General features: G+C 67.7%; 28 protein-coding genes. 21 read left to right on the forward strand and 7 right to left on the reverse strand.

Annotated features, from left to right (window positions below; genetic code table 11):
* Positions 1-67 precede the first annotated feature (67 nt).
* Positions 68-1324, reverse strand: a complete 1257-nt coding sequence (locus ACZ5IK_RS39560) for a TNT domain-containing protein (RefSeq protein ID WP_465492373.1) — start codon at positions 1322-1324, stop codon at positions 68-70.
* 253 nt (positions 1325-1577) lie between these two features.
* Between ACZ5IK_RS39560 and ACZ5IK_RS39565 the strand changes: the two genes are divergently transcribed.
* Complete coding sequence (locus ACZ5IK_RS39565) at positions 1578-1790, forward strand: hypothetical protein (protein WP_465492374.1); 213 nt, start codon at positions 1578-1580, stop codon at positions 1788-1790.
* A 116-nt stretch (positions 1791-1906) separates the two neighbouring features.
* Here ACZ5IK_RS39565 and ACZ5IK_RS39570 read toward each other — a convergent pair whose 3' ends face one another.
* Positions 1907-3109 carry a pentapeptide repeat-containing protein gene (locus ACZ5IK_RS39570; RefSeq protein WP_465492375.1) on the reverse strand — a complete coding sequence of 401 codons (1203 nt, stop codon included), beginning with the start codon at positions 3107-3109 and terminating at the stop codon, positions 1907-1909.
* Between the two features lie 680 nt (positions 3110-3789).
* Here ACZ5IK_RS39570 and ACZ5IK_RS39575 point away from each other — a divergent pair.
* The 5 genes from ACZ5IK_RS39575 to ACZ5IK_RS39595 all read left to right on the forward strand — a co-directional run bounded on the left by ACZ5IK_RS39575 (position 3790) and on the right by ACZ5IK_RS39595 (position 8152).
* Positions 3790-3987: a hypothetical protein gene (locus tag ACZ5IK_RS39575; protein ID WP_465492376.1), complete on the forward strand. Its 198-nt coding sequence runs from the start codon at positions 3790-3792 to the stop codon at positions 3985-3987.
* The gene (locus ACZ5IK_RS39580; protein ID WP_465492377.1) at positions 3984-5246 is read left to right on the forward strand and encodes a helix-turn-helix domain-containing protein; all 1263 of its coding nucleotides are present in this window, start codon (positions 3984-3986) and stop codon (positions 5244-5246) included. The genes ACZ5IK_RS39575 and ACZ5IK_RS39580 overlap by 4 nt, the downstream gene beginning before the upstream one ends.
* Positions 5247-5837: 591 nt before the next feature.
* Positions 5838-6095 carry a hypothetical protein gene (locus tag ACZ5IK_RS39585; protein WP_465492378.1) on the forward strand — a complete coding sequence of 86 codons (258 nt, stop codon included), beginning with the start codon at positions 5838-5840 and terminating at the stop codon, positions 6093-6095.
* A complete protein-coding gene (locus tag ACZ5IK_RS39590) occupies positions 6092-6988 on the forward strand; it encodes a hypothetical protein (RefSeq protein ID WP_465492379.1) in 897 nt (298 codons plus the stop codon). The genes ACZ5IK_RS39585 and ACZ5IK_RS39590 overlap by 4 nt, the downstream gene beginning before the upstream one ends.
* A gap of 9 nt (positions 6989-6997) precedes the next feature.
* A complete protein-coding gene (locus ACZ5IK_RS39595) occupies positions 6998-8152 on the forward strand; it encodes a tetratricopeptide repeat protein (RefSeq protein WP_465492380.1) in 1155 nt (384 codons plus the stop codon).
* 61 nt (positions 8153-8213) lie between these two features.
* On the opposite strand, the gene ACZ5IK_RS39600 is transcribed toward ACZ5IK_RS39595, so the two are convergent.
* Positions 8214-8510: a hypothetical protein gene (locus tag ACZ5IK_RS39600; RefSeq protein ID WP_465492381.1), complete on the reverse strand. Its 297-nt coding sequence runs from the start codon at positions 8508-8510 to the stop codon at positions 8214-8216.
* A 106-nt stretch (positions 8511-8616) separates the two neighbouring features.
* Positions 8617-9633, reverse strand: coding sequence for a pentapeptide repeat-containing protein (locus ACZ5IK_RS39605; RefSeq protein WP_465492382.1), 1017 nt, complete (start codon positions 9631-9633; stop codon positions 8617-8619).
* 25 nt (positions 9634-9658) lie between these two features.
* Between ACZ5IK_RS39605 and ACZ5IK_RS39610 the strand changes: the two genes are divergently transcribed.
* The 12 genes from ACZ5IK_RS39610 to ACZ5IK_RS39665 all read left to right on the forward strand — a co-directional run bounded on the left by ACZ5IK_RS39610 (position 9659) and on the right by ACZ5IK_RS39665 (position 17409).
* On the forward strand, positions 9659-9937 hold the full coding sequence (locus ACZ5IK_RS39610) for a hypothetical protein (protein WP_465492383.1): 279 nt from the start codon (positions 9659-9661) through the stop codon (positions 9935-9937).
* A gap of 550 nt (positions 9938-10487) precedes the next feature.
* Entirely contained in the window at positions 10488-10682 is a 195-nt protein-coding gene (locus ACZ5IK_RS39615; RefSeq protein ID WP_465492384.1) for a hypothetical protein, read from the forward strand.
* Positions 10683-10690: 8 nt separating this feature from the next.
* Entirely contained in the window at positions 10691-11845 is a 1155-nt protein-coding gene (locus ACZ5IK_RS39620; protein ID WP_465492385.1) for a hypothetical protein, read from the forward strand.
* Between the two features lie 71 nt (positions 11846-11916).
* The gene (locus tag ACZ5IK_RS39625; protein ID WP_465492386.1) at positions 11917-12057 is read left to right on the forward strand and encodes a hypothetical protein; all 141 of its coding nucleotides are present in this window, start codon (positions 11917-11919) and stop codon (positions 12055-12057) included.
* Positions 12058-12267: 210 nt separating this feature from the next.
* Positions 12268-12405 carry a hypothetical protein gene (locus ACZ5IK_RS39630; protein ID WP_465492387.1) on the forward strand — a complete coding sequence of 46 codons (138 nt, stop codon included), beginning with the start codon at positions 12268-12270 and terminating at the stop codon, positions 12403-12405.
* Between the two features lie 148 nt (positions 12406-12553).
* Positions 12554-13354 carry a hypothetical protein gene (locus ACZ5IK_RS39635; RefSeq protein ID WP_465492388.1) on the forward strand — a complete coding sequence of 267 codons (801 nt, stop codon included), beginning with the start codon at positions 12554-12556 and terminating at the stop codon, positions 13352-13354.
* Entirely contained in the window at positions 13354-14115 is a 762-nt protein-coding gene (locus ACZ5IK_RS39640) for a hypothetical protein (RefSeq protein WP_465492389.1), read from the forward strand. Before ACZ5IK_RS39635 ends, ACZ5IK_RS39640 begins: the two co-directional genes overlap by 1 nt.
* The gene (locus ACZ5IK_RS39645) at positions 14108-14929 is read left to right on the forward strand and encodes a hypothetical protein (protein WP_465492390.1); all 822 of its coding nucleotides are present in this window, start codon (positions 14108-14110) and stop codon (positions 14927-14929) included. The genes ACZ5IK_RS39640 and ACZ5IK_RS39645 overlap by 8 nt, the downstream gene beginning before the upstream one ends.
* Positions 14930-14962: 33 nt before the next feature.
* A complete protein-coding gene (locus ACZ5IK_RS39650; RefSeq protein WP_465492391.1) occupies positions 14963-15394 on the forward strand; it encodes a hypothetical protein in 432 nt (143 codons plus the stop codon).
* 171 nt (positions 15395-15565) lie between these two features.
* Positions 15566-15799, forward strand: a complete 234-nt coding sequence (locus tag ACZ5IK_RS39655) for a hypothetical protein (protein ID WP_465492392.1) — start codon at positions 15566-15568, stop codon at positions 15797-15799.
* A 684-nt stretch (positions 15800-16483) separates the two neighbouring features.
* Positions 16484-16687 carry a hypothetical protein gene (locus tag ACZ5IK_RS39660; RefSeq protein WP_465492393.1) on the forward strand — a complete coding sequence of 68 codons (204 nt, stop codon included), beginning with the start codon at positions 16484-16486 and terminating at the stop codon, positions 16685-16687.
* Complete coding sequence (locus ACZ5IK_RS39665; protein WP_465492394.1) at positions 16684-17409, forward strand: Crp/Fnr family transcriptional regulator; 726 nt, start codon at positions 16684-16686, stop codon at positions 17407-17409. Before ACZ5IK_RS39660 ends, ACZ5IK_RS39665 begins: the two co-directional genes overlap by 4 nt.
* 340 nt (positions 17410-17749) lie before the next feature.
* On the opposite strand, the gene ACZ5IK_RS39670 is transcribed toward ACZ5IK_RS39665, so the two are convergent.
* Both ACZ5IK_RS39670 and ACZ5IK_RS39675 read right to left on the reverse strand, forming a co-directional pair.
* On the reverse strand, positions 17750-18235 hold the full coding sequence (locus ACZ5IK_RS39670) for a hypothetical protein (RefSeq protein ID WP_465492395.1): 486 nt from the start codon (positions 18233-18235) through the stop codon (positions 17750-17752).
* 78 nt (positions 18236-18313) lie between these two features.
* The gene (locus tag ACZ5IK_RS39675; protein WP_465492396.1) at positions 18314-18982 is read right to left on the reverse strand and encodes a GNAT family N-acetyltransferase; all 669 of its coding nucleotides are present in this window, start codon (positions 18980-18982) and stop codon (positions 18314-18316) included.
* 214 nt (positions 18983-19196) lie between these two features.
* On the opposite strand from ACZ5IK_RS39675, the gene ACZ5IK_RS39680 reads away from it, so the two are divergent.
* On the forward strand, positions 19197-19661 hold the full coding sequence (locus ACZ5IK_RS39680) for a hypothetical protein (RefSeq protein WP_465492397.1): 465 nt from the start codon (positions 19197-19199) through the stop codon (positions 19659-19661).
* Between the two features lie 245 nt (positions 19662-19906).
* On the opposite strand, the gene ACZ5IK_RS39685 is transcribed toward ACZ5IK_RS39680, so the two are convergent.
* Complete coding sequence (locus ACZ5IK_RS39685) at positions 19907-20191, reverse strand: hypothetical protein (protein ID WP_465492398.1); 285 nt, start codon at positions 20189-20191, stop codon at positions 19907-19909.
* Positions 20192-20819: 628 nt separating this feature from the next.
* Here ACZ5IK_RS39685 and ACZ5IK_RS39690 point away from each other — a divergent pair.
* Both ACZ5IK_RS39690 and ACZ5IK_RS39695 read left to right on the forward strand, forming a co-directional pair.
* Positions 20820-21851, forward strand: coding sequence for a nuclease-related domain-containing protein (locus ACZ5IK_RS39690; protein ID WP_465492399.1), 1032 nt, complete (start codon positions 20820-20822; stop codon positions 21849-21851).
* Positions 21852-21892: 41 nt separating this feature from the next.
* Positions 21893-22747: a hypothetical protein gene (locus ACZ5IK_RS39695; protein ID WP_465492400.1), complete on the forward strand. Its 855-nt coding sequence runs from the start codon at positions 21893-21895 to the stop codon at positions 22745-22747.
* Positions 22748-23238 lie beyond the last annotated feature (491 nt).

A 23238-nucleotide genomic window follows, 5' to 3' on the forward strand; every position in this document is an offset into this window, starting at 1 on the left:
CGAGGACGACTTCCTCAAAGCGCTGGGTCGCGAGCGCGGCCGAAGGAATGACCCGGAGGGATTCCCGCTATAGATCGCCGAGGGCGCTGGCCCGGCGGTCGCGTAGTGGTGAGTAGTAAGGGTCGCCGACGGAGCGGATTTCGCTCAGGCGTCCGGAGTTGAGCAGGGTGTTGATCGTGCGCGGAAGCAAGTACATCCGTCCGCCGCCCGGCTGGCCGAACCAGGGGATGGCGCGGCCGGTAAGGACGTCGATCAGCTCTTCGACCCGGTAGAGGCAGTAGTCGCGTTCCCGCCAGTGGGGAGGAAGGGAACGCTCGGGAAACGGTGTCCCGGCGGCGTAAGTGAGGTTTCCCCGTCCGAGCCCGAAACGGTCGATCTCGGTGCCGGGTTCGAGCAGGTGCATCTCCTTGTCGATGAACAGGGTCAGCGGCGGCTCGCCGGCAGCGGGCTGGATGAGCCATGATGCGGTCTCGACCGCGGGCATACCGGTGAATTGGATCCGTTCCCGGTTGATCTTGCCGATCAGCTCCGCCACGGTCATCTGCTTGCCCGGTCCCGCGTGCGGCTTCCAAAGCACGGGCTGGGCATAAAGGCGTGTTCTCGGTGCTTCCCCCGGGGCTGGCTGGTCCTGACCCTGCCGGGCTTCGTGGAGCAGCCGAGTGAGTTCGTCCCATTCGCGCTGTCGCGGGTCCTGGTCGTCAGGTGCCTCGTGAATTTGAGGCGCCAGCGAGACCGACTCGATGGGCTCGATCTGCGGCCACCGCCTCTCTTCGGCAGCCTCGTCCTGGGCCTCACGCTGGTCCTTGCGCCGATCCTGCGTCGCAGTCGCGTGGGCCGAGACGGCGGGCGAGGAGTCGTATTTGCGTTCCCAGCTCTTCGGGATCGCTCTCAGTGGAGCGGGCATTGGCCGCTCGCTCCGGCGCCGCCGGGCTCGGACGGCGGCCGCTGTCGGTTCGGGAACCGGGCCGGCCAGCGGGGGCGGGACGGTGTCGAGGACGTCGAAGGCAGCGGCCCAGAGTTCTTCGACGCGGTCGAGGACGGCGCGGCCGTCGGGCAGCTTGCCCAGGGCGATGAGCGCTTCGACGATGTCGATCGTGATCCTGCGGTTCGGCAGCACCGGCCGGATCAAGGCCTTGTGCACCGAGGTGTGCGACGGGCTTTTCCAGCCATCGAGGACATCAGAATCCCGCTCCGCGCGCGCGGACAGCCACGCGGCGATCCGGTAGCTGCTGCGATACCCGGAACGGGCGTGCAGCCGATGCAGTTCACGGTTTAGGTCCCGCAGCGGCCCATCGGGCAGCTCCGGTTGGCTCCAAGCCCCCACGACGTCCTCCCCAGGCGTAGCGCAGGTCACAACAAGTTGGCACGCACTATAAACCGCTGTAAAAACACCGCCCACGAGAGAGTGAACCAAGCAGGGCGCCACCTCACGGAAAACGGGCAAAAGATCTTTAACCGGGCACAAACTCGTATAAAAGATCATCACGAAGACGTTCTGAGCTGCGTAAACGTTGTGACACAGCTCGAGCCCTCCCGGCCGGGATGCCCAACACTCAGGTACGTCGGAGGAACAACGCATGTGGAGTTGGCTGCTGGCCAGCCCTGTCGCCGCCACCGGGATCACCGCGGTCACCCGCTGCATCCTGGCCAGGATTCGCGCCGAAAGCCGCAGGCGCGAACTTGAGATCACCTTGAACAACGCCACCCCCGCCGAACGTGTCGCGATCCTCCGCGCGGTCCGAGACCAGCCGGCGACAACCGCCCGCCGCCGGCGCGATGCCGACTCCTGATCTCGATGCGACAGGTACGCAAACGAACGGGTTGCCGAACACCACCACCAGGCACAACACCGGCGCAGCTTCAGACGAGATCGTGTTCGGTCAACGATCGTTTCCGAACAGTCAGATCAGGCAGGTCGATCTGAGTCGTCGCTGTTGCTGGAGACGACGATGGGGTCAAGGGGCTTGCCATCCCTCGTTGCCCCGTCAAATAAGGCGTCGCAGGCGAAGGTCGTCCCTTTGAACCAGGCATGGCCGGCGAAGGTCGCCTCACTGAATCTGGCATCGCAGGCGAAGGTGACCCCGTCGAACCACGCGTCGTCGGTGAAGATCGCCCGCTCGAACCAGGCGGTGTCGTTGAAGGTCGACCGGTGGAACGCAGTGTCGTCGGCGAAGGTCGTTCCTTGGAAGATGGCTTCGCCGGTGAAGGTCGCCTGACCGAATCTGGCGTAACTGGTGAAGGTCGCCTCACTGAATCTGGCGTAGCTGGTGAAGGTCGACCGGTCGAACCAGGCAGCGTCGGTGAAGATGGCTTTGTGAAAAGTACCGGATCTGATCCGGACGTCGATGAAGATGAAGTTGATGAGCTGGGCGCCAGTGAGGTCGAGGTCAAGCTCGCCCCAGTAGGCGGTGCCGCGGTTGGGCTTGAGGTGGTCGTTGAGCAGGCGTTGGGCGGTGAGCCGGACTTCGCGTTCCTGCGCCCTCTTACGGTAGATCTCGCACTGCTCGGCGCTGGCGTCGTCCTCGCTATCCTTCTCGATCGGCAGGTCGTAGGGCATGCGGAGGTAGGCGCAGAAGACGTTGACAATGGTCTGGCGCAGGGTCTCGTTGTCCTGAGCGAGGCGCTCCAGGGCGTAGAGGCCGCCGAGACGGACTGGCGCCTTGTCGGAGCCGAGTTGTTCCACGGCCTTGAGGTAGAGCTCGTTGATACGGCGCTCGACCGCGTCGATGCGGGCATCGTCGGCGACGCGTTCCTGGTGTGCCTGGGTGGTGGCGGCGACGTCCTGCTGGTGGGCGAGGGCGCGTTCGCGGTTGTCGAGGTCGGCTTCGGTGGAGTGCTGACGACGCCACGCGAGGTAGAGCGCGACCACGCCGCCGCTGCCGACGCCAATGCTGAGCCCGATCTTCAGCGCGTTCAGCCGCGCGTTCACCAGCTCGGCGCCGGTGAGTCCGGCGGTGGCCGGCCACCACAGCACGATCACCGCGCCCGCGGTCAGCACCGTGATCATGAGGGCGGTCGTCCACATCGCGGCTGGCGTCAGCTCCTGCAGCCGTTTCGTCGTCGTGGGTACCCGGGTTCTGCCGGTCGCGGGCTGTGCGTCGTCGGTCATGACCTGGATCGTCGCGGAAACCTGCCGCGGTGTTGCAAGGCCGTTTTCAAGCACTGAACCCCGGAGGGGGTTCCCTCCGGGGTTCGGCTGTCGGAGTCCTACGCCAATAGGAGCTCCGGGTTCCCTGCTTCAGCTAGACCATTAGCGAGAGTCCAGGGCACTTGCTCGTGCCGAAGCGGCCTCCGCGTTCGGCACATGCTGACGATAACGGTGGCGAGCAGGTCGATGCCAGAGAAGTTGGACGTGTCCATAACGACACCTACCTGGCATCAATGCAGGTAGCGACCCATGCACAGTGCGCCCAACTGGGTATTTGGCTCGGCCTCTGACCCCCGATCACGGTACGGAAGTTGGACAGCCCAACAGTTACTTGGACAGAAAGTTGGGCAGGAAAATCCGTCGAGTTGGCCAGTAATCCCATGGCTGTAATACCCGTGTGATCCGAGTGGCGTGGAAGTATGAACGGCCATCGGGCCCGGGTGCGGGAGCCGATGCCGTCGTGCCTGGGAACGCCAATTCCCCGCAAGGCGGGAAGACCGACGTCTTCAGCTAGACCACCTGTTAGCGATCGCCGTCCGGACGCACCCGTCGGGACGGCTTGTCCTGTTGGAGTCCTCGTGGCACCCCCATCGTCCAAGCCGACCCCAGCCGTCGGCGCCTCCGCCCCGCGGGCCTACGCCATGACCGCCGTCGTTGCCGAAGTCGCGCTCGCAGCCCTGGTGTTCGGCTTCGTGGGCTGGTTGATCAACCGTGGCTACACCCCGTATGCCGCGCTCGGCGTGGCCGCTGGCGGCGTCGCGATCACCAAAGGCATCACGCTCATCCCTCGTGGGTTGACGCGTGTCGCCGCCGCCCTCAGGGCGGTGAATCTGCCATGAGCATCACTAGGTACGGCCATGATCCTGTCGAGCCCGACATCCAGTCCGTGGGTGCGCGCTCGGTTGCCGACCGCGCAGCTGCGGAGCTCGCTCGTGTGCTCGACGAGGCCCGGATCGCCCGGGGGATCGATCCCGCCTTCATGGCAAAAGAGTGCGGGCTGACCGCACGCGAGGCATTCGATGTGTTCAAGGGCAACGTTATCTGGATCAGCGATGAGCAGCTCTTCCTGATCACTGAGTACTGCGGCCTAACCCCAGACCAGGCGATGTACGCAGAGGAACTGGGCAGAGTCTTCCGGAGAGCCTCCGCGATTTCCCGTCCTCTGAGCCTCGAGAGCCGGAGGGCGCCGCACGGCCCAGCCAGGAGTTCCGGGCAGGGCGGCAGTCGGGGTGTCCGGAATGTGACGCTGCTGGCCGACGCCGACCTGGAGATCCTCAGCCGGGCCGACTTGGCGAACACCCTTAAAAGGATCATGAAACGTGCTGGTCTCGGCCCTGCGAAGGTCGCGCTCAAGGCCGGCATCGCGCGCTCTCAGGTGTACAACCTCATCGACGCCCGCCGGGATGCGCTACCACGCAAACCGGAGCAGATCCGCGCGTTCCTCAAGGCCTGCCGCGTGACCCCGCAGCACATCGAGGCGCTACTGCGGGAATGGGCGCAGCTGGACCGCAAGCGGGCCAGCCACCGGCAGCTCGCCCCACCTGCCACGCCTGTTCCCCCTCTAGCGCCCGCCCTTGTCGACGGCTCTGGTGACGACACGGCCGTAGCAATCGAAAAGCAGGCCAGACGAGCACGGATACGGTTCGACGTCGACCAAACTCCCACCTCGATCGGCGTGCTACGCCAGTCCGAGCTGCGCAACGTCAAACTGGAGAGGCATACCTGGCGCGACAAACTCGTGACCTGGTGCAAACCACGCGTGTTCCTGTACCGATCCAAACGCGGCCTGCTGTTCCTCTCACCGCTGGCGCCACTGGTCCTGCTCGCCGGCTGGTTCTCGAGTAAGCCGGAGACAGTCCTGTTCGATACCGCGACTTGGAAACCCGTGGAGTGGACTCTGGTCCCGGCCTTGATGCTCGCGACCGCGGTCTTCGTCGTGCTCGCCGTCGTGATCCGAAGGCAGCGCGTCCTCTACCGCCGGATGCTGCGCACCGCCGCGACCGAGCCCGACTCCATCAAACGAAGCCGCGCCGCGCTGGCCAGAGCGACCCTGAAACGATCGCCGTTGTCGAAGAAGCGCGAAAGACTGTTCTTCTAGAAACCTGACCCGTCCCGCCGGGGGTGGCTGCCGTGCAGTCAGCCCAGAAGAGCAGCGAGGTAACGAATTAGGCGGGCACCCGCGCCAAACAGGTACCCGCCTGGTCATCCGTACGCGTGTCCGGACCCAACCGGAAAGGCGACGTGGATGGGACATCTCCACAGAGTGGGTGTCCGACCTCCACGCTAAGCCTCCCGGCCGTCCAGCGGCTACGCGGGTCAGACGTCCAGGACGCCCCTGCCCCCGTCCAGGACGCCCACTCCCTTTCCGCGGAACGCCTCCCACCCTGTCTGCGCAGGTCAGAGAACCTGCCCGAAACCACTAATGTGACTCAGATCACATAAGCTATTCGGGATGTGGGCGTCCTGGACCGTCCCGGACGTCGGTGCGCGCCGCACGTCGGTGCACGTCACAGGGCATCGGGCCATGATGAACAGGTCGGCCGCGTCACTGTCGGTCCCGGACTCGTTACCTCTCTCCTGGCGACGCCAACGCCTGGTGCGAGGGTCCGGCCCGCGAAGCGACGTGGTCGGTGTGTCCGGACCCAACGTGGAGATCCCCGCGCCTGTGCGCGGGGAGAGGGAGCGTGCGATGTACGCGATGATCACGCCGAGAGGGACCCGAGGAGTCGCTTGCTCGCAGACCGCGGGCGAGCAGATCCGCGCGGTGGCCCGGTTGTCGGTGCTGCTGGTGTTCGTGGTGGTGATGCTGCAGCGCGGGTTCGACCCGCAGATGGCGGTGGCCACGGCCGCCGCGGTGACGGCGGTCGCCGCATGGACCGGGACCGTGACGCCCAGCGCGCTCGCGCGGCGGCTGCCGGTGTCCGGGGACCAGGGCGGTGCGCGATGACGGCGTCGCGGCCGGTCCCGCCGTCCGAGCTGTCGAAGACCCGGCTGTCGCTGGTGCCGAACAAGCCCACCCGCGCGCAGAGGGAGCCGTCGCCGGCGTCGCTGCGGGCGGAGGAGGCCGAGACGGCGAAGGAGTTCTGCGGGCTGCTGGACGAGCTGCGCAAGTGGGTCGAGATCTCCTTCAAGACGATGCAGGACCTGACCGGAAAGAAGCTGTCCAAGTCCCGCGCGCACCAGATCGTGCACGCCGACCGGCTGCCCAGCCCCGAGGACCTGACCCTGTTCCTCGAGGCCTGCAACGTCACCGTCGAGGAAGCCAACCGGTGGGGCCGCGGCGCGAACCGGATTCTCAACGGCCCGCCGCGGGACAGCGTCTTCGAGGTGTCGCCGCCACGCCTGGCTCCGCTGCCCGCTCCGGCCCCGGCCTCGCCGAGGCCGCCCGCGCCGCCGGCTCAGCCTGAACGAGCGCGGCAACCCGCGACCGTGCCGTCCCGGCCCCCGGTCGGTGCGGGCGCGATGCCTCCGTCTCCGGAGGCGGGCCCGGCTCAGGTCCCAGTGGCGCAGCCGCAGTTCGTGACGCCGTTTCCCGCGGCCGCGAAGGTGCCCATGGTGGTCACTATGCGGGCGTTGATGGTGTTCACGATGGTCGTGGTGCTGCTCACCGGGTCCATCGCGGCCCTGTGGCTGCTGCGCGTGCCCACCGAGCTGATCATGACGATGCTCGGGGTCATCTCGGTCTCGGTCTCGGGCTGGCTGCTGTCGCTGCGCTGGCGCTGGCAGCTGGTCGAGCAGCAAAAGGGTGCCCGACCCGCACCCTCATACCTCCTCGCAGGAGACCCCGACGAGCTGTTCGGAGCCGATGTGAAGGCCGCTCCCCCCGTGATTGGACTGTAGGGCCCGCTCGTGGGCCTGCGATTCCACATCCCGCCTCGGCGTCGCCGCCCCGCCGGCGACGCCGAGGTCCAGGACGCCCCGAGCTTGTGGGACGACTACCTCACCCGGCCGCCCGAACCCGCCACGGACGAGGGTGACGAGGAAACGCGCCTGCTCGGCGCGGCCGAGACCGGAGACCCCGACGCGATGTTCGACCTGTCCCAGTTCTACGAGGACAACGACCGCTCCGCCGACGCCGAACATTGGTGCCACCGCGCCGCCACCGCCGGAAACGTCAAGGCCATGGCCGCCCAGGGTTACCTGCACCGTCAGCGAGGCGCGGTCGGGGAAGCCCGCTTCTGGTGGCGCCAGGCAGCCGAACGCGGGAGTGTGTTCGCGCGGTACAACCTCGCCGTACAGCTCGAGAACGACGGCGAGCTCGACGAGGCCGAACACTGGTATCGCGCCGCCGCCCGCGACGACTATGTCCTCGCCCAGGCCCAGCTCGCCTACCTGCTGCACCACCGCCGCGCCGAGCAGGACGCGGAACACTGGTGGCGGCGCGCCGCCGAGCACAACCACCTCACCGCCCTCTACAACCTCGGGGCCCGCGCCGAAGACGACGGCCGCCCCCGCGATGCCGAAACCTGGTGGCAGCGCGCCGCTGACCTCGGCCACCTCGACTCCATCCTCAGGCTGGCGACCTTGCTGACCGAGGAACAAGACGAACGAGCCGGGCAATGGTGGGAACGCGCCGCCGGTGAATACCCCTACGCCGCACGCCAAGCCGCGCAGCTGCGCCAGCAGAAACACCGCGACGCCACCGGGGAAGTCCTCACCGGGGCCGCCCGGGTCTGGAAGTTCCGCGCCCAGCACGGCGACGCCGACCCCATGTTCCACCTCGCCCTGTACTACCAGGAAAAACAGCAAGCAGACGACGCCAACACCTGGCTCCTCGCCGCGCTCCGAGCAGGCAGCACCGCCGCGCTCGCCTACCTGGACTACGTCCGCGAGCGAGCCGACCACGCCCTGGCCGGCCGCCCCTCCCCCTGCGAGCACGTCGAACGCGCGAGGACGCAACGCCACAAACAAGCCAGCACCGGCCTGCTCACCCTCCAACAAGCCGAAGACATGATCAACTGCCGAAGCCACTGCGGCCTGCACTCGCCCTACCGCCAGCACTGAAGCCTTCGCGGCCGATCCGACGACGACCGGCCGCGTCGCACGGCGTCGTGAACTCAGCGCCTTAGGCTGCTGAGCGATCAGCGCTGGCTGTCCTCTCAGTGGCTGAGGAGGTCGTGCCGTCCCGCATGCCGGCGGGCAGCCGAGGGAACGGTCCGCGCCGGATGTAGCGCCACTGCGAGACAAACACGACGATGGTCAGCACGAGGCTCACCGAGCCCGCGACCAGGAACGCCGTCCAGTCATCGGACAGCAACACTCCCGCGACAATCGCGAAGACAAGCACCGCGCCACCGATCAGCACTCCCCGCCACGTCAGCCGCCTGAGGTCGTGTATCCGCTCGTGCTGCTCATCGTCCATCTCCCGCTTCCCCACGCACCAACTTTTACACACCAAGACGGAACACAGAACGAGTCCTGGATCGGTTTCCGAACAGGTGGATCAGCCTGACTCGCCTGAGTCATCGCTATTTCTGCGGAGGCAGCGAGTTGGTTAAAACCCTGCCATCCAGCGTTGCTCGGTCGAAGTCGGCCCCGCCGCTGAAGACAGCTCCGGCGAAGTTGGCATCGCCGGTGAAGGTCGCCCTGTTGAACCAGGCGAAGCTGATGAAAGCCGTCGACTTGAACAGAGCGACGCTGGCGAAGGTCGCCCCCGCGAAGTCGACAACGCCCTTGAAAGTCGTTTTCTGGAACTCGGCGATCTTGGTGAAGGTCGCCTGACCGAATTCGGCGCCGCTGGTGAAGGCCGCCTTGCTGAATCCGGCGTCGCCGGTGAAGGTCACTCCAGCGAACTCGGCAGCGCCGGTGAAGGTCGCCTTCCGGAATTCGGCATCGCCTATGAAGGTGGCTTTGCGGAAGGTGCCTGTTCCGATTCGAACGTGGGTCAAGGTGAAGTTGATGAGTTGGGCACCGGTGAGATCGAGGTCGAGTTCGCCCCAGTAGGCGTCGCCGCGATCGGGAGCGAGATGGTCGTTGAGAAGTCGCTGAGCGGTGAGTCGGACTTCGCGTTCCTGTGCGCGCTCAGGGTGGAGCTCGATGTGTTCGGTATTGGCGTCGTCTTTGCGGTTCTGTTCGGCCAAGGGGTCGTAGGGCATGCGGAGGTAGGTGCAGAGGACGTTGGCGATGTTCTGACGCTGGGTTTCGTTGTCTTGGGCGAGGCGTTCGAGGGCGTAGAGGCCGCTGAGACGGACCGGTGCTTTCTCGGATCCGAGCAGCTCGGCGGCCTTGAGGTACAGCTCGGTGATCCGGCGTTCGATGCCGTCGGCGCGGGCATCGTCGGCGGCGTCTTGCTGAAGGGCGAGTGCGCGTTCGCGGTTGTCGAGGTCGGCTTCGGTGGAGTGCTGACGGCGCCAAGCGAGGTAAAGCGCGACCACGCCGCCGCTGCCGACACCGATGCTCAGGCCGATCTTCAACGCGTCCAGCCGGGCGTTGACCAGGTCAGCGCCGATGAGCCCGGCGGTGGCTGGCCACCACAACACGGTCACCGCGCCCGCGGTCAGGACCGCGATCGTGATCACGGTCAACCACATCGTGGCCCGGCGCAGCTCGGGCAGCCGCTTCACCGAAGACGGCACCGGGCCAGGCGGCAAGGAGGCGTTCGCAGTCGTGGGCCGCGCATCGTCGTCGGTCATGACCTTCATCGTCGCGGAAACCAGCGCCGATGTTGCAGAGCCAGCGCTAGAGGAGCTCGATGTCGTGGATCCGGATCGCGATCGTGCGGCGTCTACGACATCGATGTGCGGTCGTTCGGGTACGCACCGGCTCTTCGGCGGCTGGGTGCGGAGTTAGTGCTGCGGTACGTACCTGTCGCTGCAACGACGTGCGGCGCGTACCGCAGGCCCGGTGATTCGCCTAGGCCAGACGCTGTCCCGGTAGCTCCGCCCGACGCGACACTGTCTCCGTCCGTCGTGGTGGAACCGTGCCCACTATCGTCAAAACCGCTGATCACAGCAAGTTTCTGCACATGGGGTGTACATCACGCGGACATGCCCCACTGGCATCGCGTGTGGATGTACGTGCAGGAACCCGGGATTCACGCTGGATCCCCGGCCCGCAGTTTCCGCGCTCCGTGGCGAGGATCGTGTACACGGCCGGGGCGGTCAGGTGCACATTTGCGGACACCGCGGCCGCGGTCGTGGTGGATGTGCCGTGTCCTGGGTGTGCACAGAAAGGGACAGTGTCAGGGGCGCGCCCGCCGGGCGGGCGGCCATAGTGTTGGACTCGACCGCTTCGCATCCCCCTTGCCGGAATCCCGTGGCTGCAACCACGCCGGCGCCGGGGGCTCGGGGCGGTGCTGTATTCCCGATTCGCTTAGGCCATCCGAAAGAGGTCACGAACCATGTCCCCGTCGCGGCGTTCTCCCGCCGACCTGTCTCCCCCGACCCGTCCTCCGGCCTCGCCGGTGCAGCTGCTCTGCGTGCTCGGGCTGCTGATGGCCTTCGCCGTCGCCATGACGCTTCTCGGCAATCCCGGCGCGGCCAGCGTCGGCTACGCCGTGGCACTCGGCGGCGCCAGCCGCCGCATCACCGGGTGAGGCCGGCCATGGACGAAGTCACCACGGCCGGGTTCCCCGAGGGCGACGAGTTCGCCGCGGCCGCCACCGACGCCGACTACATGCGCGTGCTGCACAAGCTGCAGGTCCACACCGGCTACACCAGCAACGAGACCCACGTGAAGTGGGCGAAGGCGTTCCCGAAGACCAGCCCTTCCCGGACCTGGGTCTACAAACTCCTGAAAGGAGACGAGCTGCCGCGCAAGCCCGCGCAGCTCAAAGAGCTGCTGACGGTGTTCGTGCTGGCCTACGAACACCGCTCCCCGACCGTGGAGCGCACGGTCGCCTATTACCTCGAACCCGGTGTCCGGCTCATGCAGGAACGCGCTCAGCGCAAGGCCGAGGAACGCCTGCGCAAACAGGCCACCCGCACCACCACGACCAACGACGTGCCGGAACGAAAGACCCAGGACGACCCGGCCACGGAACCAGCCCTCACGGTCAGTCCCGTCCCCATCATCAGCGACCAGGGCGTCATCGACATCGACGACAGGGGCTTCCCCCGCCCCAACTGGCTCGAGCACGCGCCGCAGCCACCCGAGGTTCCCGCCAGCGTCGACACCACGGATGCCGTCACGAAGGCCGCCGACATCCTCATCCGCAACCGCCCTCGCGCGCCCAGTGCCTTCGGCGTCTGGCTCAGTGGGGCGATATGGCGTCTGCCTGCGGCTATGGCCGCGGTAGGACTCATCGCGACGGCGGCGGTCTTCTGGATGCAAGGCGCGGGCACGGATCCCGGGCTGACACCGGCCGGCGGCAGCCCCGTCGTGCGGCTCCCTGACGGCAGCTGGCAATGGAGCAACATCGGCATCCGCCCCGCCAACACCACCTTCACCGTCGACGGCAGCGGCGACATCGGCACCGACGCGGGCTCCGCCAAGCGGTACCTGCGCGGAACCCTCACCCGCGCCCCGGGCTGCTCCACCGCGAGCCTGGCATGGACCGTCCAGGTCGACGGCATCACCATCGCCTCCGGAACCCTCGAAGCCGGTGTGCCCACCAACGACGTCAACGCGACCTTCACCGGCACCGGCCAGCGCCTCGCCTTCACCGCCAGCCGGACCGACTACGACAACTACAACGCCACCCACAACAGCGACTTCCCCTGCACCGCCACCCTGAGCTGGCACACCGGCCTCAGCTGACCGGACAGCAACACCAGCGCGCCTGGCCCTCCGAACACGGCCGAGATGGTGCCTGCCGGACAGTCCCACTAGTGGGACTGTCCGGCAGATGCAGCGCCGGCCGCCGGGCGTTCGCCGCGCAGGCCAGCGCGGTGTACTCCACCGCGAAGACCGCCACACATGCCTGGGAGGACTTCGCCGCGCGCCTGCCCGCGCCCTCGGTGCTCGGCTGATGCACCTGCTCTCGACGCCGCCGGCAACGTCACGATGACGAACGTCCCGGAGATGCTTGTCTCCGGGACGTTCGCGACGCTCATCGTCGGTAGCGTCTCAGCATCCGCGCCCGCTGCACCGTCAAGGCGATGACGAAGCCGAGGGCACTCGCGACTGCGAAGGACGTGCCCAGTGCTTGAGCTGCTCCGGGTACGAAAATCGCGATCATTGTGAGCCCGGCGATCAGCACGCTGACCACGAACGCGAGCGGCCATAGCAACCGCAGAAGCACGTCGTTGGCCGAGCTCGCCGCGGCCGGGCTGACCATCCTCGATCACGCCGGTGATCCGCTCACCGTCTTCGACTAGGTCACCGCGTCCCGCAGCCACGAGGCGTGAGGGACATGGCGAACCGCGAGGCCCGACGGTCACGCACCAACGATCCGAGGCGCCTCCAAACGGGTGTTTGTCAGGGCGATCCTGCTATTTCGACGAATGCAGGGCTAGCCTGACAAATATGGATGAGCGTGCTGAGGATGGGGAGCGGCTGCCGCCGATGACGGAGGCGACGCGGGCGCGGCTGGTGCTCGCGGCCGAGGCCGCCGAGATGGCCGACTACCTGCGGGGTTTCGTGTCGATCGGTGAGCACGAGCTGCGCGAGGACGGGTCCGCGCCGTGGGCCGGGTCGACCGTCGACGAGGTGAACCGGCTGCCGGGGATGGCGCGGCGGGTCTTGGAGGCCGCCGTGGTGTACGCGCGGCTGGGCAAGCTCACCTGGGAGGAGATCGGGACCGCGCTGGACGTCACGCGCCAGTCCGCGCAGGAGCGGTTCGACGAGGCCGTTGACGGCTTCCGCGAGGAGCTGCTGTCCCCCGAATACCCCGGCTACACCGGCAAGTTCGGTGAGTTGCGGTGGCGGCTGCACCCGGCCGCCCGCGAACCCGAGGCCACGGCGCGGGACCTGGACGACTGGGTCCGCCGGCACCGCGACCCGCGCGACACCGTCGACGAGCCCGAGGTGGCGCCGGTGTCGGGTGGTCTGACGCGGATGGATCCTCACGCCGAGTTGCGCTGGCACAGCGACCGCGCCCACCAGCAGTGGAAAGACGGCGCCCACGATGTGGTGGCGGTGCCTCCGGTCGAGGACCGTCTCGAGGTCGCTGAGGCGGTCCTGGGCGCGTGGGAGCGGATCGCCGCCGGGCAGACCCGGGTCAGCGCACCGACCCGCGACGGCCTGGCCGCCGCCCGCCGCTCCGTCGCCGAGCTCCGCGCCCAGCTCGACACCACACCCTCCGCCGGCACCGCCGGGAGAATCTGATGAACGGCACCGACTCGACGTCATGGCCCGGCCCGGTCGAGGGCGCCCCGTACACGGAGCAGTCCCTGACCGCGCTGCGCCTGGCCCGCGCCACGATCGCGGCCGCCGACGCCGCCGCCGGGATCATCCCGACCGGCCCACCCGGCCGGGACCGTTTCCACGGTCTCGGCCTGTCCGACGCCCTGATCTTCATGGGGCGGGCGCGGGACGTGCTAGAAGCGGCGATCCTGTCCGAGCGGGTGCATGGCACTGGCTGGGACGTCATCGCCGAGACGATCACCGCCGACACCGGCGAGCAGATCACCGCCGAGGAAGCCGAGAAACGCTGGGGCCACCTCGAAACCGAGTGGGAATCCCAGCAACGGCTGGCCTCGTTCCCCGGCAGGAAGGGCATCGTCGGGATCCCGGACGAGCTGCTCGACCCCGACTACTGGATCAACCACCTCGACGCCTGGATCACCCGCCGCCGTGACGAGCCGGACGGCCCAGGTCCGGGACTGGTGGCGGACCGGATGCGGAAGATGGACACCTTCGCCGAGCTCACCCACCAGTCCCGGCTGCGCGACCAGCTCCGTGCCGACAACCTGGCGCCGACACCGGCGCTGCTGGCCCCGATCTACGAGCGAGAGGCCGTCCTCGCCGACGCGATGGTCGCCGCCGGCCACGACACCTACCGCGACCTCGCCGCGAAGGCGCGCACCCGCGCCGCCGAAGCCCGCGCCCGCACCACACGATCCGGAAAGGACCAGAACAATGCCTGAGCTCCGTGACGGGGAGACAGTGCGGATCTTGATCCCGAACCACCCCGGCCTGGTCAACCAGCCCGGCCGCGCGCTGGACTTCGGCGGTGCGATGCGCCGGGCCAACGACCCGGACCCCTATTTTCCCGACGAGGAGCCGTGGCGGCTGCCCGCGCGGCTGGTCGATCCCGCCCTGGAGAAGGCGTTGGACGCGATCCTGTTGCATCCCTGGATCCGGCAGATCGACGACTACGACATCCTCGACGACCCGGACTGCCAGGTGATCTCGCTGTCGACGGCGAACCTCACCGACACCGGCGTCACCGACGGCGGCCTCGGCCGGATGGGCGTCTTCGTCGCCACCGCCACCCGTGACCAGCTGGAACTGCTCGCCGCGGCACGGGACCTGATCGCCGACGCGAAAGCCTCCCCGTTCCGGTCCCGCACCGCCGAACAGTCCGAGATCGCCCAGTTCGCCGAGTCGATGGCCGAGGCCGAGGAGAACCAGGAGATCGAGGCCTCCATCAGCGCCTGGTTCCTGATGTTGCGGCTGTTCGACATCGCCACCAGCGACACCCCGGCCACCGAGCACCGGCCCGACCGGCTGCTTGACGTGCGCGCGAAGCAGGTTCGCCTGCCGGATCCGGCCGGGACCGCCCCCGCCGCCGACACCGCGCTCCTGCTCGGCGTCATCGACACCACTGGCGGCCGCGACATCACCCTCGACACCGACGGAGCCGACGCGCTGCGCCGCCTGCAGACCGAATGGCACACCGCGATCTACGGCGACCTCTCCGCCACCGGCGACGCACTGCTGACCTCGTTCCACTACTGACAACCGCCATCACCCCGCCGAAGGAGAGCACGGATGTCTGAGATCGCCCCCGCCGTGTTTCCGCCGCTGCCCACAGTCGGTGCCCTGGTGGTTAACGAGCCAGTCTGGTCCTACCCCTCGACGCTGCTCTCCGGCGGATACGCACACCTGCGGACCTGGGCCGTGCCCGCCGGCGGGCACATCGCCCTCGTCACCGACCACGGCCTGGGCACCTCGATCACCAACGCCGCCGAACACATCTGGAAAGCGGTGGTCACCGAGTTCGGCGAGCCGCTGTGGATGCTGGAGCACTACACCGCGCGTGAGAACGTCCCGGACGAGGGTGACACCGTGGATCAGGTCGTCCTCACCGACGACGGCGAAGCGGAGTGGCTGCGGATCTGGCCGCGAAGCCCGGACACCGACGGCTACGACCAGGTCGTCGCGTGGATGCGCGCCCACGGGTTCCGCATGCTGTCCCGCTGATCACGGTCATCCGACGGAGCAACGGTTAACCGAATGGCCTAATCGCGCCGGATTCCGCATCCGTCCGGCGCTATGACCACGACTTTCGCTGCCTTCATCCGCGCACAGCCTGTTACATGCGGGGTTACTAGAACGACGTAAATGGGGCAAGAATGAAAGAGGTGTGGCCGGATGAAGGCTGAGGGCGAGGTCCAGCTGCGCTGGGAGCCCCGGACGGTGCGACTCGACGGCAGAGACGGCGAGGTGGCGGTCTATCCCGGTATCGCGGTCGTCTGCCACCGTGATGGGTGCGTCGCCGACGAGACCTGGCTGCCAGTCGGCGAGGAGGAGCCGACCCTCGCCGATGACGAGGCATTGATCGCCGCTTTGCGCACCGCGTGGTGCTGGACCAGGTCAGCAGCCTGAACGGACAGCCGAGGTTTGCTCAGCGTTACCTGAAAACGGTTACCGGGGCGGGCTTCACACGGTTGCCGAGTGGGCCGCTGCGCTCTGAATCGATTCTGTGCGCCAGATCATAACTCAAGGCAAACCTACGATTCCGTAGGTTGTCGTATTGACTCCCGGGATTAACGATCGTTCACCTGCGAAGCCTGCCCTGTGAGCGGCCGTTCGCGTCACGGAATGGTCGAGACAAGATCGTGGGCCTGCCTCCGGGAACCACCCCGGAGACAGGCCCACGCTATCTACCTGCAGAAACTCGGACTCGGCGAGAGAACGAACCCTGCGCGGACAGCGATGCTAACGGCGCAGAGGGAAGCAATACTCTCCAGTTTTGGATCGTTCGCCGATGAACTGGCCAAACAAGATACGCGGTAAGTAGTAGGAATCCCACAACTCACTCCTGCCCCACCGACTCTCCGTATCCCCATCCGGGAGTCGCGTGCAGCACTGATCGGAATCTGAACCACTCTTTACTAAGGCTTGCCTAACTTTACGCAGGCGGGGAAGGCGCCGTTTACCCGTGCGTAACGTCTACCCCTTGGCTGTCGGCGGGCATACAGTTCTTTCAACCCGATCCGCGCTGACCACGCGAATCGATATAAATCGGACTCGGCGAGAGACACGAACACCTGCGAGAGGCAGCGTGGCATGACCATCCCAGATAAGGCACTGCTGGCGCTCATTTATTCCACCGTGGCGATTATCTACCTGGTGCTGACCGCCTACCTCGCCCGTTTACTGCTGCGTGAGACCACGAAACACCCGGTACTGTTCCTGGGCGCGATCGCGGGCCTGCTCTCCACGCTCCCGCTGATCCTGAACGCGCTGGACAGCGCGGTGGACAGCCCATGAGCCCCCGCGTGGCCCTGCGCGGAGGCAGGCCGCGGGGCGTGCTGTCCCGCTCGTCGCTGCAGGACTTCCAGGCGTTGCGCGCGGTGAGCAAGACGATCGAGTTCGCCGCAGGGACCGTCCTCAGCATGCAGGGCAGCACGAACTCCCCGGTGCTGCTCGTGCAATCGGGCATCGTCAAGGTCGTCCGCACCGCGCTCCCCGACAGCCCGCCCATGATCCTCGACATCCTCGGGGCGGGAGACCTTCTCGGCGTGGAGGACTGCCTGACCGACAGACCGAGCCACGTCTCCCACGTGGCGACCAAGCCCGGGACGGCGTTCGAGATTCAGCGTGCTTCCTTCACCGCCTACCTCGCGCAGCATCCGCGCGCGATGGCTCTAGTGACCGAAGCCCTTCTGCATCGGCTCCGTCAACGCGACGCCACCCTGGCCTTCGCCTCCCACAAGGTTCAGGACAGGCTTCTCGGTTTCCTGGCGCGGCAAGCACGTATCCACGGCCAACGCGTCGGAAGCAAGACCATCACACTCGACCTCGGCCTCAGCGTGAGTGACATCGCCGCAGCTATCGGCGCGTCGATGGCATCGGTCCACGACCAGCTCGTGAAGCTCCGGAGCCAGGGGGTGCTCCGCACCGGCTACCGAACCATCCACCTCGACGAACAGCGCTTTCACAAGGTGCAGCTGCCACCCGCGCAATCCCTGTACGTCTCCGACGAGGAATAGCGCAGCGGCACTAGACGTGAGATCAGCTTCTTCGTCGTAGCGACCACCGCCGCCGACGTCAGAACATGATCACCGCGCCTGGCACGCGATCGTGCTCTATAACCACCGAGTGAGCCTCACAGCACGCACGCGCGACCACGCCTGCGGATAGACCTCAGTCGGCACGTTCACGGCGGCTTCCGACCGGGGTTTCCTGCCGCGTGCTTGGCCGCTTAGACGCTGACAGGGCCCGTTCTTCCGGTGAGGTCGCTTGCGGCTGCGTGCTTTGCTGAAGGTTTGTTCCTCTATGGAAGGCCTAAACGCTCTGGGTTCAGGATTTCTGGCTTAAGACCAGTGCCCTCTACGAGGGCCGGTTCAGCAGCGGTCGCAGGGTCAGGGACACGAGGGAGTCGTCCCAGGTCTCCCCGCTCGGATCGGCTTCCGGGACCCGGTTCAGCTCGGCCCAGGCCCGGGTGGCGTGCGGGGCGATCCGGTCGCTGTGGGCGTCGAACACGCGGGTGATCTGGGCGGCGAGCCGCTCCCAGTCGCCGCCGGCGTTGTCGAGCCAGGTGGCGTAGTCGGCGTCGGTGAGCGAGAGGGTGCGGTAGTCGAGGGCGGCGGCGTAGCGCGCCACGGCGCAGCCCTGGACGGCCACCGTCGCCGAGCCCACCCCGGACATCTCCAGTGCCCGATGCACCGGGGCGGCGGCGAGCGCCGCCTCGAGCGCGTCGTTCCAGCGCAGGCAGTCGTTCACGTGCGGCCCGTCGGCGGTGTCGTGGAACCAGTCCGCGATGCCCACGCCGAGCGTGATCGCCTCGGTGACCAGCGCGGCTTCGGTGTCGTTCACCCCCACTTTCTACACCCCGGCGCCCCGCCCGCCCCGCGGGTGAAGACCAGCCGATCCCGCACGTGACGGGAAACAGGATCAGGACGCCGGCGGGCCGCCGAAGAGCCGCCGGATCGCGCGCGGGCTGATCGGGTCGCGGTCGACGGGACGGCCGAGGTTCGCGAGGTGGGCGTCGGTCTCCCAGCCCTCCCCGGTGATCCCGGCCGCCACTTGATGACGGCATGGCCTCGCGTGAGGTGGCCCCAGGAGCCCGACCTGCGCCCAGAACCTCGTGCTCACCGGGTCGGCCGGGAGCGGCGCGGTGGTGATGGCGTAGCCGTCGCAGCGGGCGCGGGCGGCCTCGACCAGGACCCGGCCGACACCGCGGCGACGCCGGGATTCGACGACCTCGAGGTACTGAACGACCGCCCGGCGGCACCCACTGCCGCACAGCGCGAGCTCGATGTAGCCGTAGATCTCGCCCTGGTGGATCAGCTGGATCTGCCCGGCCCCGGCCGGGACGTCCGGCGCCACGATCACGAGTGCGATCTTCAGCCCGTCGACCTGGTCCGGGCGCTTCTGGTGTGCCAGGTCCGGGTTGATAGTGATCCACTCCCCCGCCTCCGGGCCGCCGGTTTCCCGGCACGCGGTGCAGATGAACGATCCCGTGCCGTACCAGTGGGAGTAGCTCGCCTGGGCCCCGGCCAGGGACAGGTCGCAGCCCCACGGGCAGCGCTCGCCCGCCGACGTCGACCGTGACGGTCGCATCGGCACATCGTCGGGCGGGACCGTGTCGAACACATGGCCGACTCTAATGGCCTAAGGTCGGGGTGTGGAGACGGAATCCGGTGCCAAGAAGTGCTCGAAGTGCGGCGATCGTGACGCGGGGCCCGGGGGAATACTGTGCCCGCAGTGCCGCACCGAGATCGAGACCCCGCCGCCCGGCTACTAGCCCGACCCGGCCGCGGGACGACGCTCGTCGATGAGCACGAGAACGAGCCTGCCAAGCCGGACGAGGACGCTGTGGACGGCGGAGCACTGGCCGGGTCACCTGCTGATTCGCCCTGACGGCCGCTGGTCCCGGCCAGGCGGGGCTGCGACCGTGGAGATCATGGCCGTGTCCGAGGAACCGCCGGCTCTGTTCGCACTTCCTTTCACCCGGGAGCCGCTGGGACCGTTCCGGCGGCGGCTGACCCACTCCCGTCCCGCCGAACGTGCCGAACCCGCAACGCCGGAAGAGTGGGCGGCCGCGCACGCCGGTGCCCGGGGCCGCGCCCCGTCCGGCACGATTCACCTGCTCACCGGCGACTGGCTCCCCGCCTGCGGAGCCGGTCTGAACGGCTGGGACCCACGCGGCCTGCACCCCACCGACGACGAGGTGACCTGCGTCCGCTGCGGCGGTATCGAACAACGCCGCCACCCCGACGCCCAGCTCGCCTTGTTCTGACGTCTTTCTCGCACGATCTCGGCGTGCTCCGCCCGCAGAAAGCAAGGGGCCAGCTCGTCATCCGAGCTGGCCCCTTGGCACACCCACCCGCCCGGCGAGGTGCCGGACGGCATGATCTTGCCCGCCGGGTTCCTCGCTCGGGCGGCGGCCCAGTAGCCGGGGGGCGTACTGCCGGGCCGTCAGCCAGAGCGTGCTCCCCGAAGTCGACGAGGGCCGTGTTCCCGTTACCCGCTACGGCCCAGCGCTCAGGGGGTCTCGCGGATGGTGATGTGGACCGGGCCGACGTCGACGCGGCTGACCCCGGAGGCGATGACCGCGCCGGTGGCCAGCGCGACGATCGCGCCGATCACGATGAGCGCGCGCACGGTTTGGGCGGTACTGATCAGAATCTGACTAGCGAAGGTGAGCACACCGTGCCGCTCGCCGCGCCGCTCATCCCGCCCAGAACCCGATTCCTCCACCACTTGTTGATCTTCGTCGGGGCTTTTGTGCCGCCGGACGCGCAGCGGGTGCTGGTCGTCGTTGCGCACTGGAACCCGCCGTTTTCGCGGACGTATCGTCACTGACGTTCCCGTTCTTCCGATGCCGGGGGCCTGCCCGGCCGGCGCGCTTTCCACGGCAGACGTCCGGCCGGGCAGGCCGATCACGATGACGCCGGGAGACGGGACGACGACGTCCCCGGGGCTCCTACCCCGGGGACGTTTCACACCGGCCCTCCCACAGGCGTCACGCCAGAATCTAGAGCCGCCCCCGCCATTTCCTCCTTGGTTCGGGCCGCTCGTCGGCGGCCGGTACGGATACGGCGAAAAGCGGCATGTGGAGAACGCCCGACCGATCACTCCTGATGGTCTAAAACCCAGGTTTGCGCACGTCAATCAACTCTGATGAGGACTCAGCGGCAATATGCGTTGGGCTGCCTGGGTGACATCACACCCGGATCAATGTGGATCTTGATCGCCTGACGCGATGAGCGGACGATGTTCCACGCCCAACGGGGTCTCTGGCTACCCGCCGGGCAGTACGCACCGGGCGGATGGACGGTCGCCGCCCGGCGCGGGGCCACCCGTTCGGGCGCAGATCCCCCCTGGCCCGCCTCGTACCGTCGATCACGCGAGGGATCGAGGTCGCACCACGGAGTGACCGCAGGGAGGGATCGACGTGCTCGTGCGGGTTCAGCGCGGCACCGCCGACACCACGCCACACGGCCTGTCCGGCGCGGAGGAACGCGTCGTCGGGTTGCTGTCGTCCTGGAAGGGCGAATACCACCTGCCCGGCCTGGCGCTGGTGAATATCAACGTGCCGGAGAAGACCGCGGTCCGGCAGATCGACGTGCTGGTCTTCACCCCGGCCGGGGTGATCGTCCTCGAGGTGAAGGGCTTCACCCGCCCGCAGCCGGGCACACTCACCGTCCCGCCGAACGGCCCGTGGACCGTCGATGGCGAACCGGCCGCCGTGCACACCCTCACCGGCCTCACCCCGGGCGACCAGGTCAAGGCTGGCGTCTACGCGACGAAGGCGGCACTTGCCGGGATCGGCGGCGCCGACGGCACGTTCGTCACCGGCCTGGTCGCGCTCGTCCCGCAAGACCGGAAGCTGAAGATTGGGAACGTCGACCGCGCCGGGCGCGGTATCCACGTCACCCTGGCCACCCGGACAGACCTGCGACGGATGATGCACCGGCACAACAACCGCCCCAGCACCTGGACCGCCGACGCGGTCCTGGCCTCCTGCGGTGCCCTGTCGCTGAACCACCTCGCGCCGGAGCGGCACGTTCTGCTGGCCGAAGGGTTCCTCGACAAGCCACCCGCACCGACGCCTCCTGCGGTGCCGTCGCCTCGCACCTCCAGCCCGCCACCGGTCACGACCCGATCCCGGCCGAGCACTCCGGCCAAGACCGCAGCGGCGACGACGAACTCCTGGTCTCGCTCCCCCGGCCTTCCAAAAAAGCCACCGCCGGACTTAGTGTTCGACCCGATCACCCCGCCGACGCCAGCAGCCCCGAAACCGTCTTCTCCCGCGGTGCCACCGCGACCACCCGCACTCCCAGCAGCGAGGCCTGCACCCGTCCCGGCCGCTCGAACGGCGCGCCGCCGCCGGATCCCGTGGGGACTGCTGATCGCACTCACACTGATCTGCACGATCGGGATCACCGCCGCGATCCTCGTCAACCAGATGTTCGCAGGCCGCTGAGTACGCCGAATTCTGTCGGCGGTGACGGGTACCGTGCGCCGATGAACGCTCCACGGCCGTTTCAGCGGCTCGACGACCGGCTCGCCGGAAAGCCGCTCGACGACGTCCTCCTCGCTGGTGTCCCCGACTCTCTCGATACACCGTTGCGGAACTGGATTATCGACGCGCTTGATGGCCGCTTTCGCGGCGGAAATGGGCAAGCTCTCGCTGAAGCGGTCATCATCTCGTTGGGCGCATCAGCCAGTAGCAACATGTTGCCCACCAACATCCTGGCCGCCATGACGGAGCAGGACCTGCTGTTGACGGTGGTCGACGCGATCCTGCAACTGGCCGTGGAACACCGCAACGTTGTCGAGGCCGCGGACTTCATCAAGCTGGAGCGGATCCTGCGGTACGGGCGATCGGCATACAAGGTCGCCGATGACAAGCACTCGCTGATGTATCGGGTCGACCCGACGGTGGAGGGCAGCTTCAAGAAGGCCGTGCAGGCGGCGGAGCCGACGGCGGCGAAGCTGTTGCAGCAGGCCTGGTATCACACGTACCGACCGGATCCGGATCCCACGACGGCGTACCGGGAAGCGATCCGTGCGGTCGAGCAGGTCGCCTGCCCGCTCGTGCTGCCCAAGGAGGACATGGCCACACTCGGGAAGGTGATCGCGCATCTTCGGCAGGCCACCGCGAAGTGGGAGACGGTGCTGATCGGCGCGGGCGCGGTCCCGGGCGGGCCGGAGCCGGTGATGGAGCTGATGGCGCGGCTGTGGTCCGGGCAGGTGTCCCGACACGGCGGGAGCAAGAACTCCCGAGATCAGGACCAGGCCGAGGCCGCGGCCGCGGTGCACGCGGCTGTCCTTCTGGTGCAGTGGCTCAGCACCGGAGTGCTGCGCAGGAAGCAGTAACCGGAGCCGTACAGCCCCTCAGACCGATGCCCTCTCTTCTCTCTGGCAAGGGCTGCTGGGTAACCGGTGGTACCCCCGACAGCGGGCGTCAGCTGCGGAAAGCCTTGGCACGAGGGGATCCAATTTAGGTGGTACCCGGAGAACGAGGCTGATCGGCAGGGTCGGCGGCCCCCGGAGTTTCCCTCGATTCAGCACGCACAAAAGTCCTGTTTCACCCGCCCGGTAAGGTTGCCGCTGTCACTGACCTTCTTCGCAACGGGCTCGCCCGGTGCACCGCCGAGCACACGGGCGGGGAGGGGAGGTGATGACTGTGGAAGACGACGAGCCATCAGGCTCGGACGAGTCGCGGGAACGCTTACGTGCCAGGTTTGTCCTGGAACTGAGCGGCCCGATCACCGTGAAGGTGACCGGGCCCGCGGTGGCTCTGGTACCAGTACTCGCTTCGCCGGCGGTCGCCTGGTTTCTGAGCCGTTGATCCCTCAGTCGCGGGG

It is taken from the genome of Amycolatopsis sp. NPDC031561, assembly GCF_055580625.1.

Coding starts and splice junctions, on each gene's coding strand:
- ACZ5IK_RS39650 (WP_465492391.1), top strand. CDS start 14,963: ATGTCTGAGATCGCCCCCGCCGTGTTTCCGCCGCTGCCCACAGTCGGT.
- ACZ5IK_RS39645 (WP_465492390.1), top strand. CDS start 14,108: ATGCCTGAGCTCCGTGACGGGGAGACAGTGCGGATCTTGATCCCGAAC.
- ACZ5IK_RS39680 (WP_465492397.1), top strand. CDS start 19,197: ATGAGCACGAGAACGAGCCTGCCAAGCCGGACGAGGACGCTGTGGACG.
- ACZ5IK_RS39575 (WP_465492376.1), top strand. CDS start 3,790: ATGACCGCCGTCGTTGCCGAAGTCGCGCTCGCAGCCCTGGTGTTCGGC.
- ACZ5IK_RS39565 (WP_465492374.1), top strand. CDS start 1,578: ATGTGGAGTTGGCTGCTGGCCAGCCCTGTCGCCGCCACCGGGATCACC.
- ACZ5IK_RS39590 (WP_465492379.1), top strand. CDS start 6,092: ATGACGGCGTCGCGGCCGGTCCCGCCGTCCGAGCTGTCGAAGACCCGG.
- ACZ5IK_RS39675 (WP_465492396.1), bottom strand. CDS start 18,982: ATGCGACCGTCACGGTCGACGTCGGCGGGCGAGCGCTGCCCGTGGGGC.
- ACZ5IK_RS39635 (WP_465492388.1), top strand. CDS start 12,554: ATGGATGAGCGTGCTGAGGATGGGGAGCGGCTGCCGCCGATGACGGAG.
- ACZ5IK_RS39580 (WP_465492377.1), top strand. CDS start 3,984: ATGAGCATCACTAGGTACGGCCATGATCCTGTCGAGCCCGACATCCAG.
- ACZ5IK_RS39585 (WP_465492378.1), top strand. CDS start 5,838: ATGTACGCGATGATCACGCCGAGAGGGACCCGAGGAGTCGCTTGCTCG.
- ACZ5IK_RS39570 (WP_465492375.1), bottom strand. CDS start 3,109: ATGACCGACGACGCACAGCCCGCGACCGGCAGAACCCGGGTACCCACG.
- ACZ5IK_RS39600 (WP_465492381.1), bottom strand. CDS start 8,510: ATGGACGATGAGCAGCACGAGCGGATACACGACCTCAGGCGGCTGACG.
- ACZ5IK_RS39660 (WP_465492393.1), top strand. CDS start 16,484: ATGACCATCCCAGATAAGGCACTGCTGGCGCTCATTTATTCCACCGTG.
- ACZ5IK_RS39695 (WP_465492400.1), top strand. CDS start 21,893: ATGAACGCTCCACGGCCGTTTCAGCGGCTCGACGACCGGCTCGCCGGA.
- ACZ5IK_RS39665 (WP_465492394.1), top strand. CDS start 16,684: ATGAGCCCCCGCGTGGCCCTGCGCGGAGGCAGGCCGCGGGGCGTGCTG.
- ACZ5IK_RS39655 (WP_465492392.1), top strand. CDS start 15,566: ATGAAGGCTGAGGGCGAGGTCCAGCTGCGCTGGGAGCCCCGGACGGTG.
- ACZ5IK_RS39615 (WP_465492384.1), top strand. CDS start 10,488: ATGTCCCCGTCGCGGCGTTCTCCCGCCGACCTGTCTCCCCCGACCCGT.
- ACZ5IK_RS39640 (WP_465492389.1), top strand. CDS start 13,354: ATGAACGGCACCGACTCGACGTCATGGCCCGGCCCGGTCGAGGGCGCC.
- ACZ5IK_RS39620 (WP_465492385.1), top strand. CDS start 10,691: ATGGACGAAGTCACCACGGCCGGGTTCCCCGAGGGCGACGAGTTCGCC.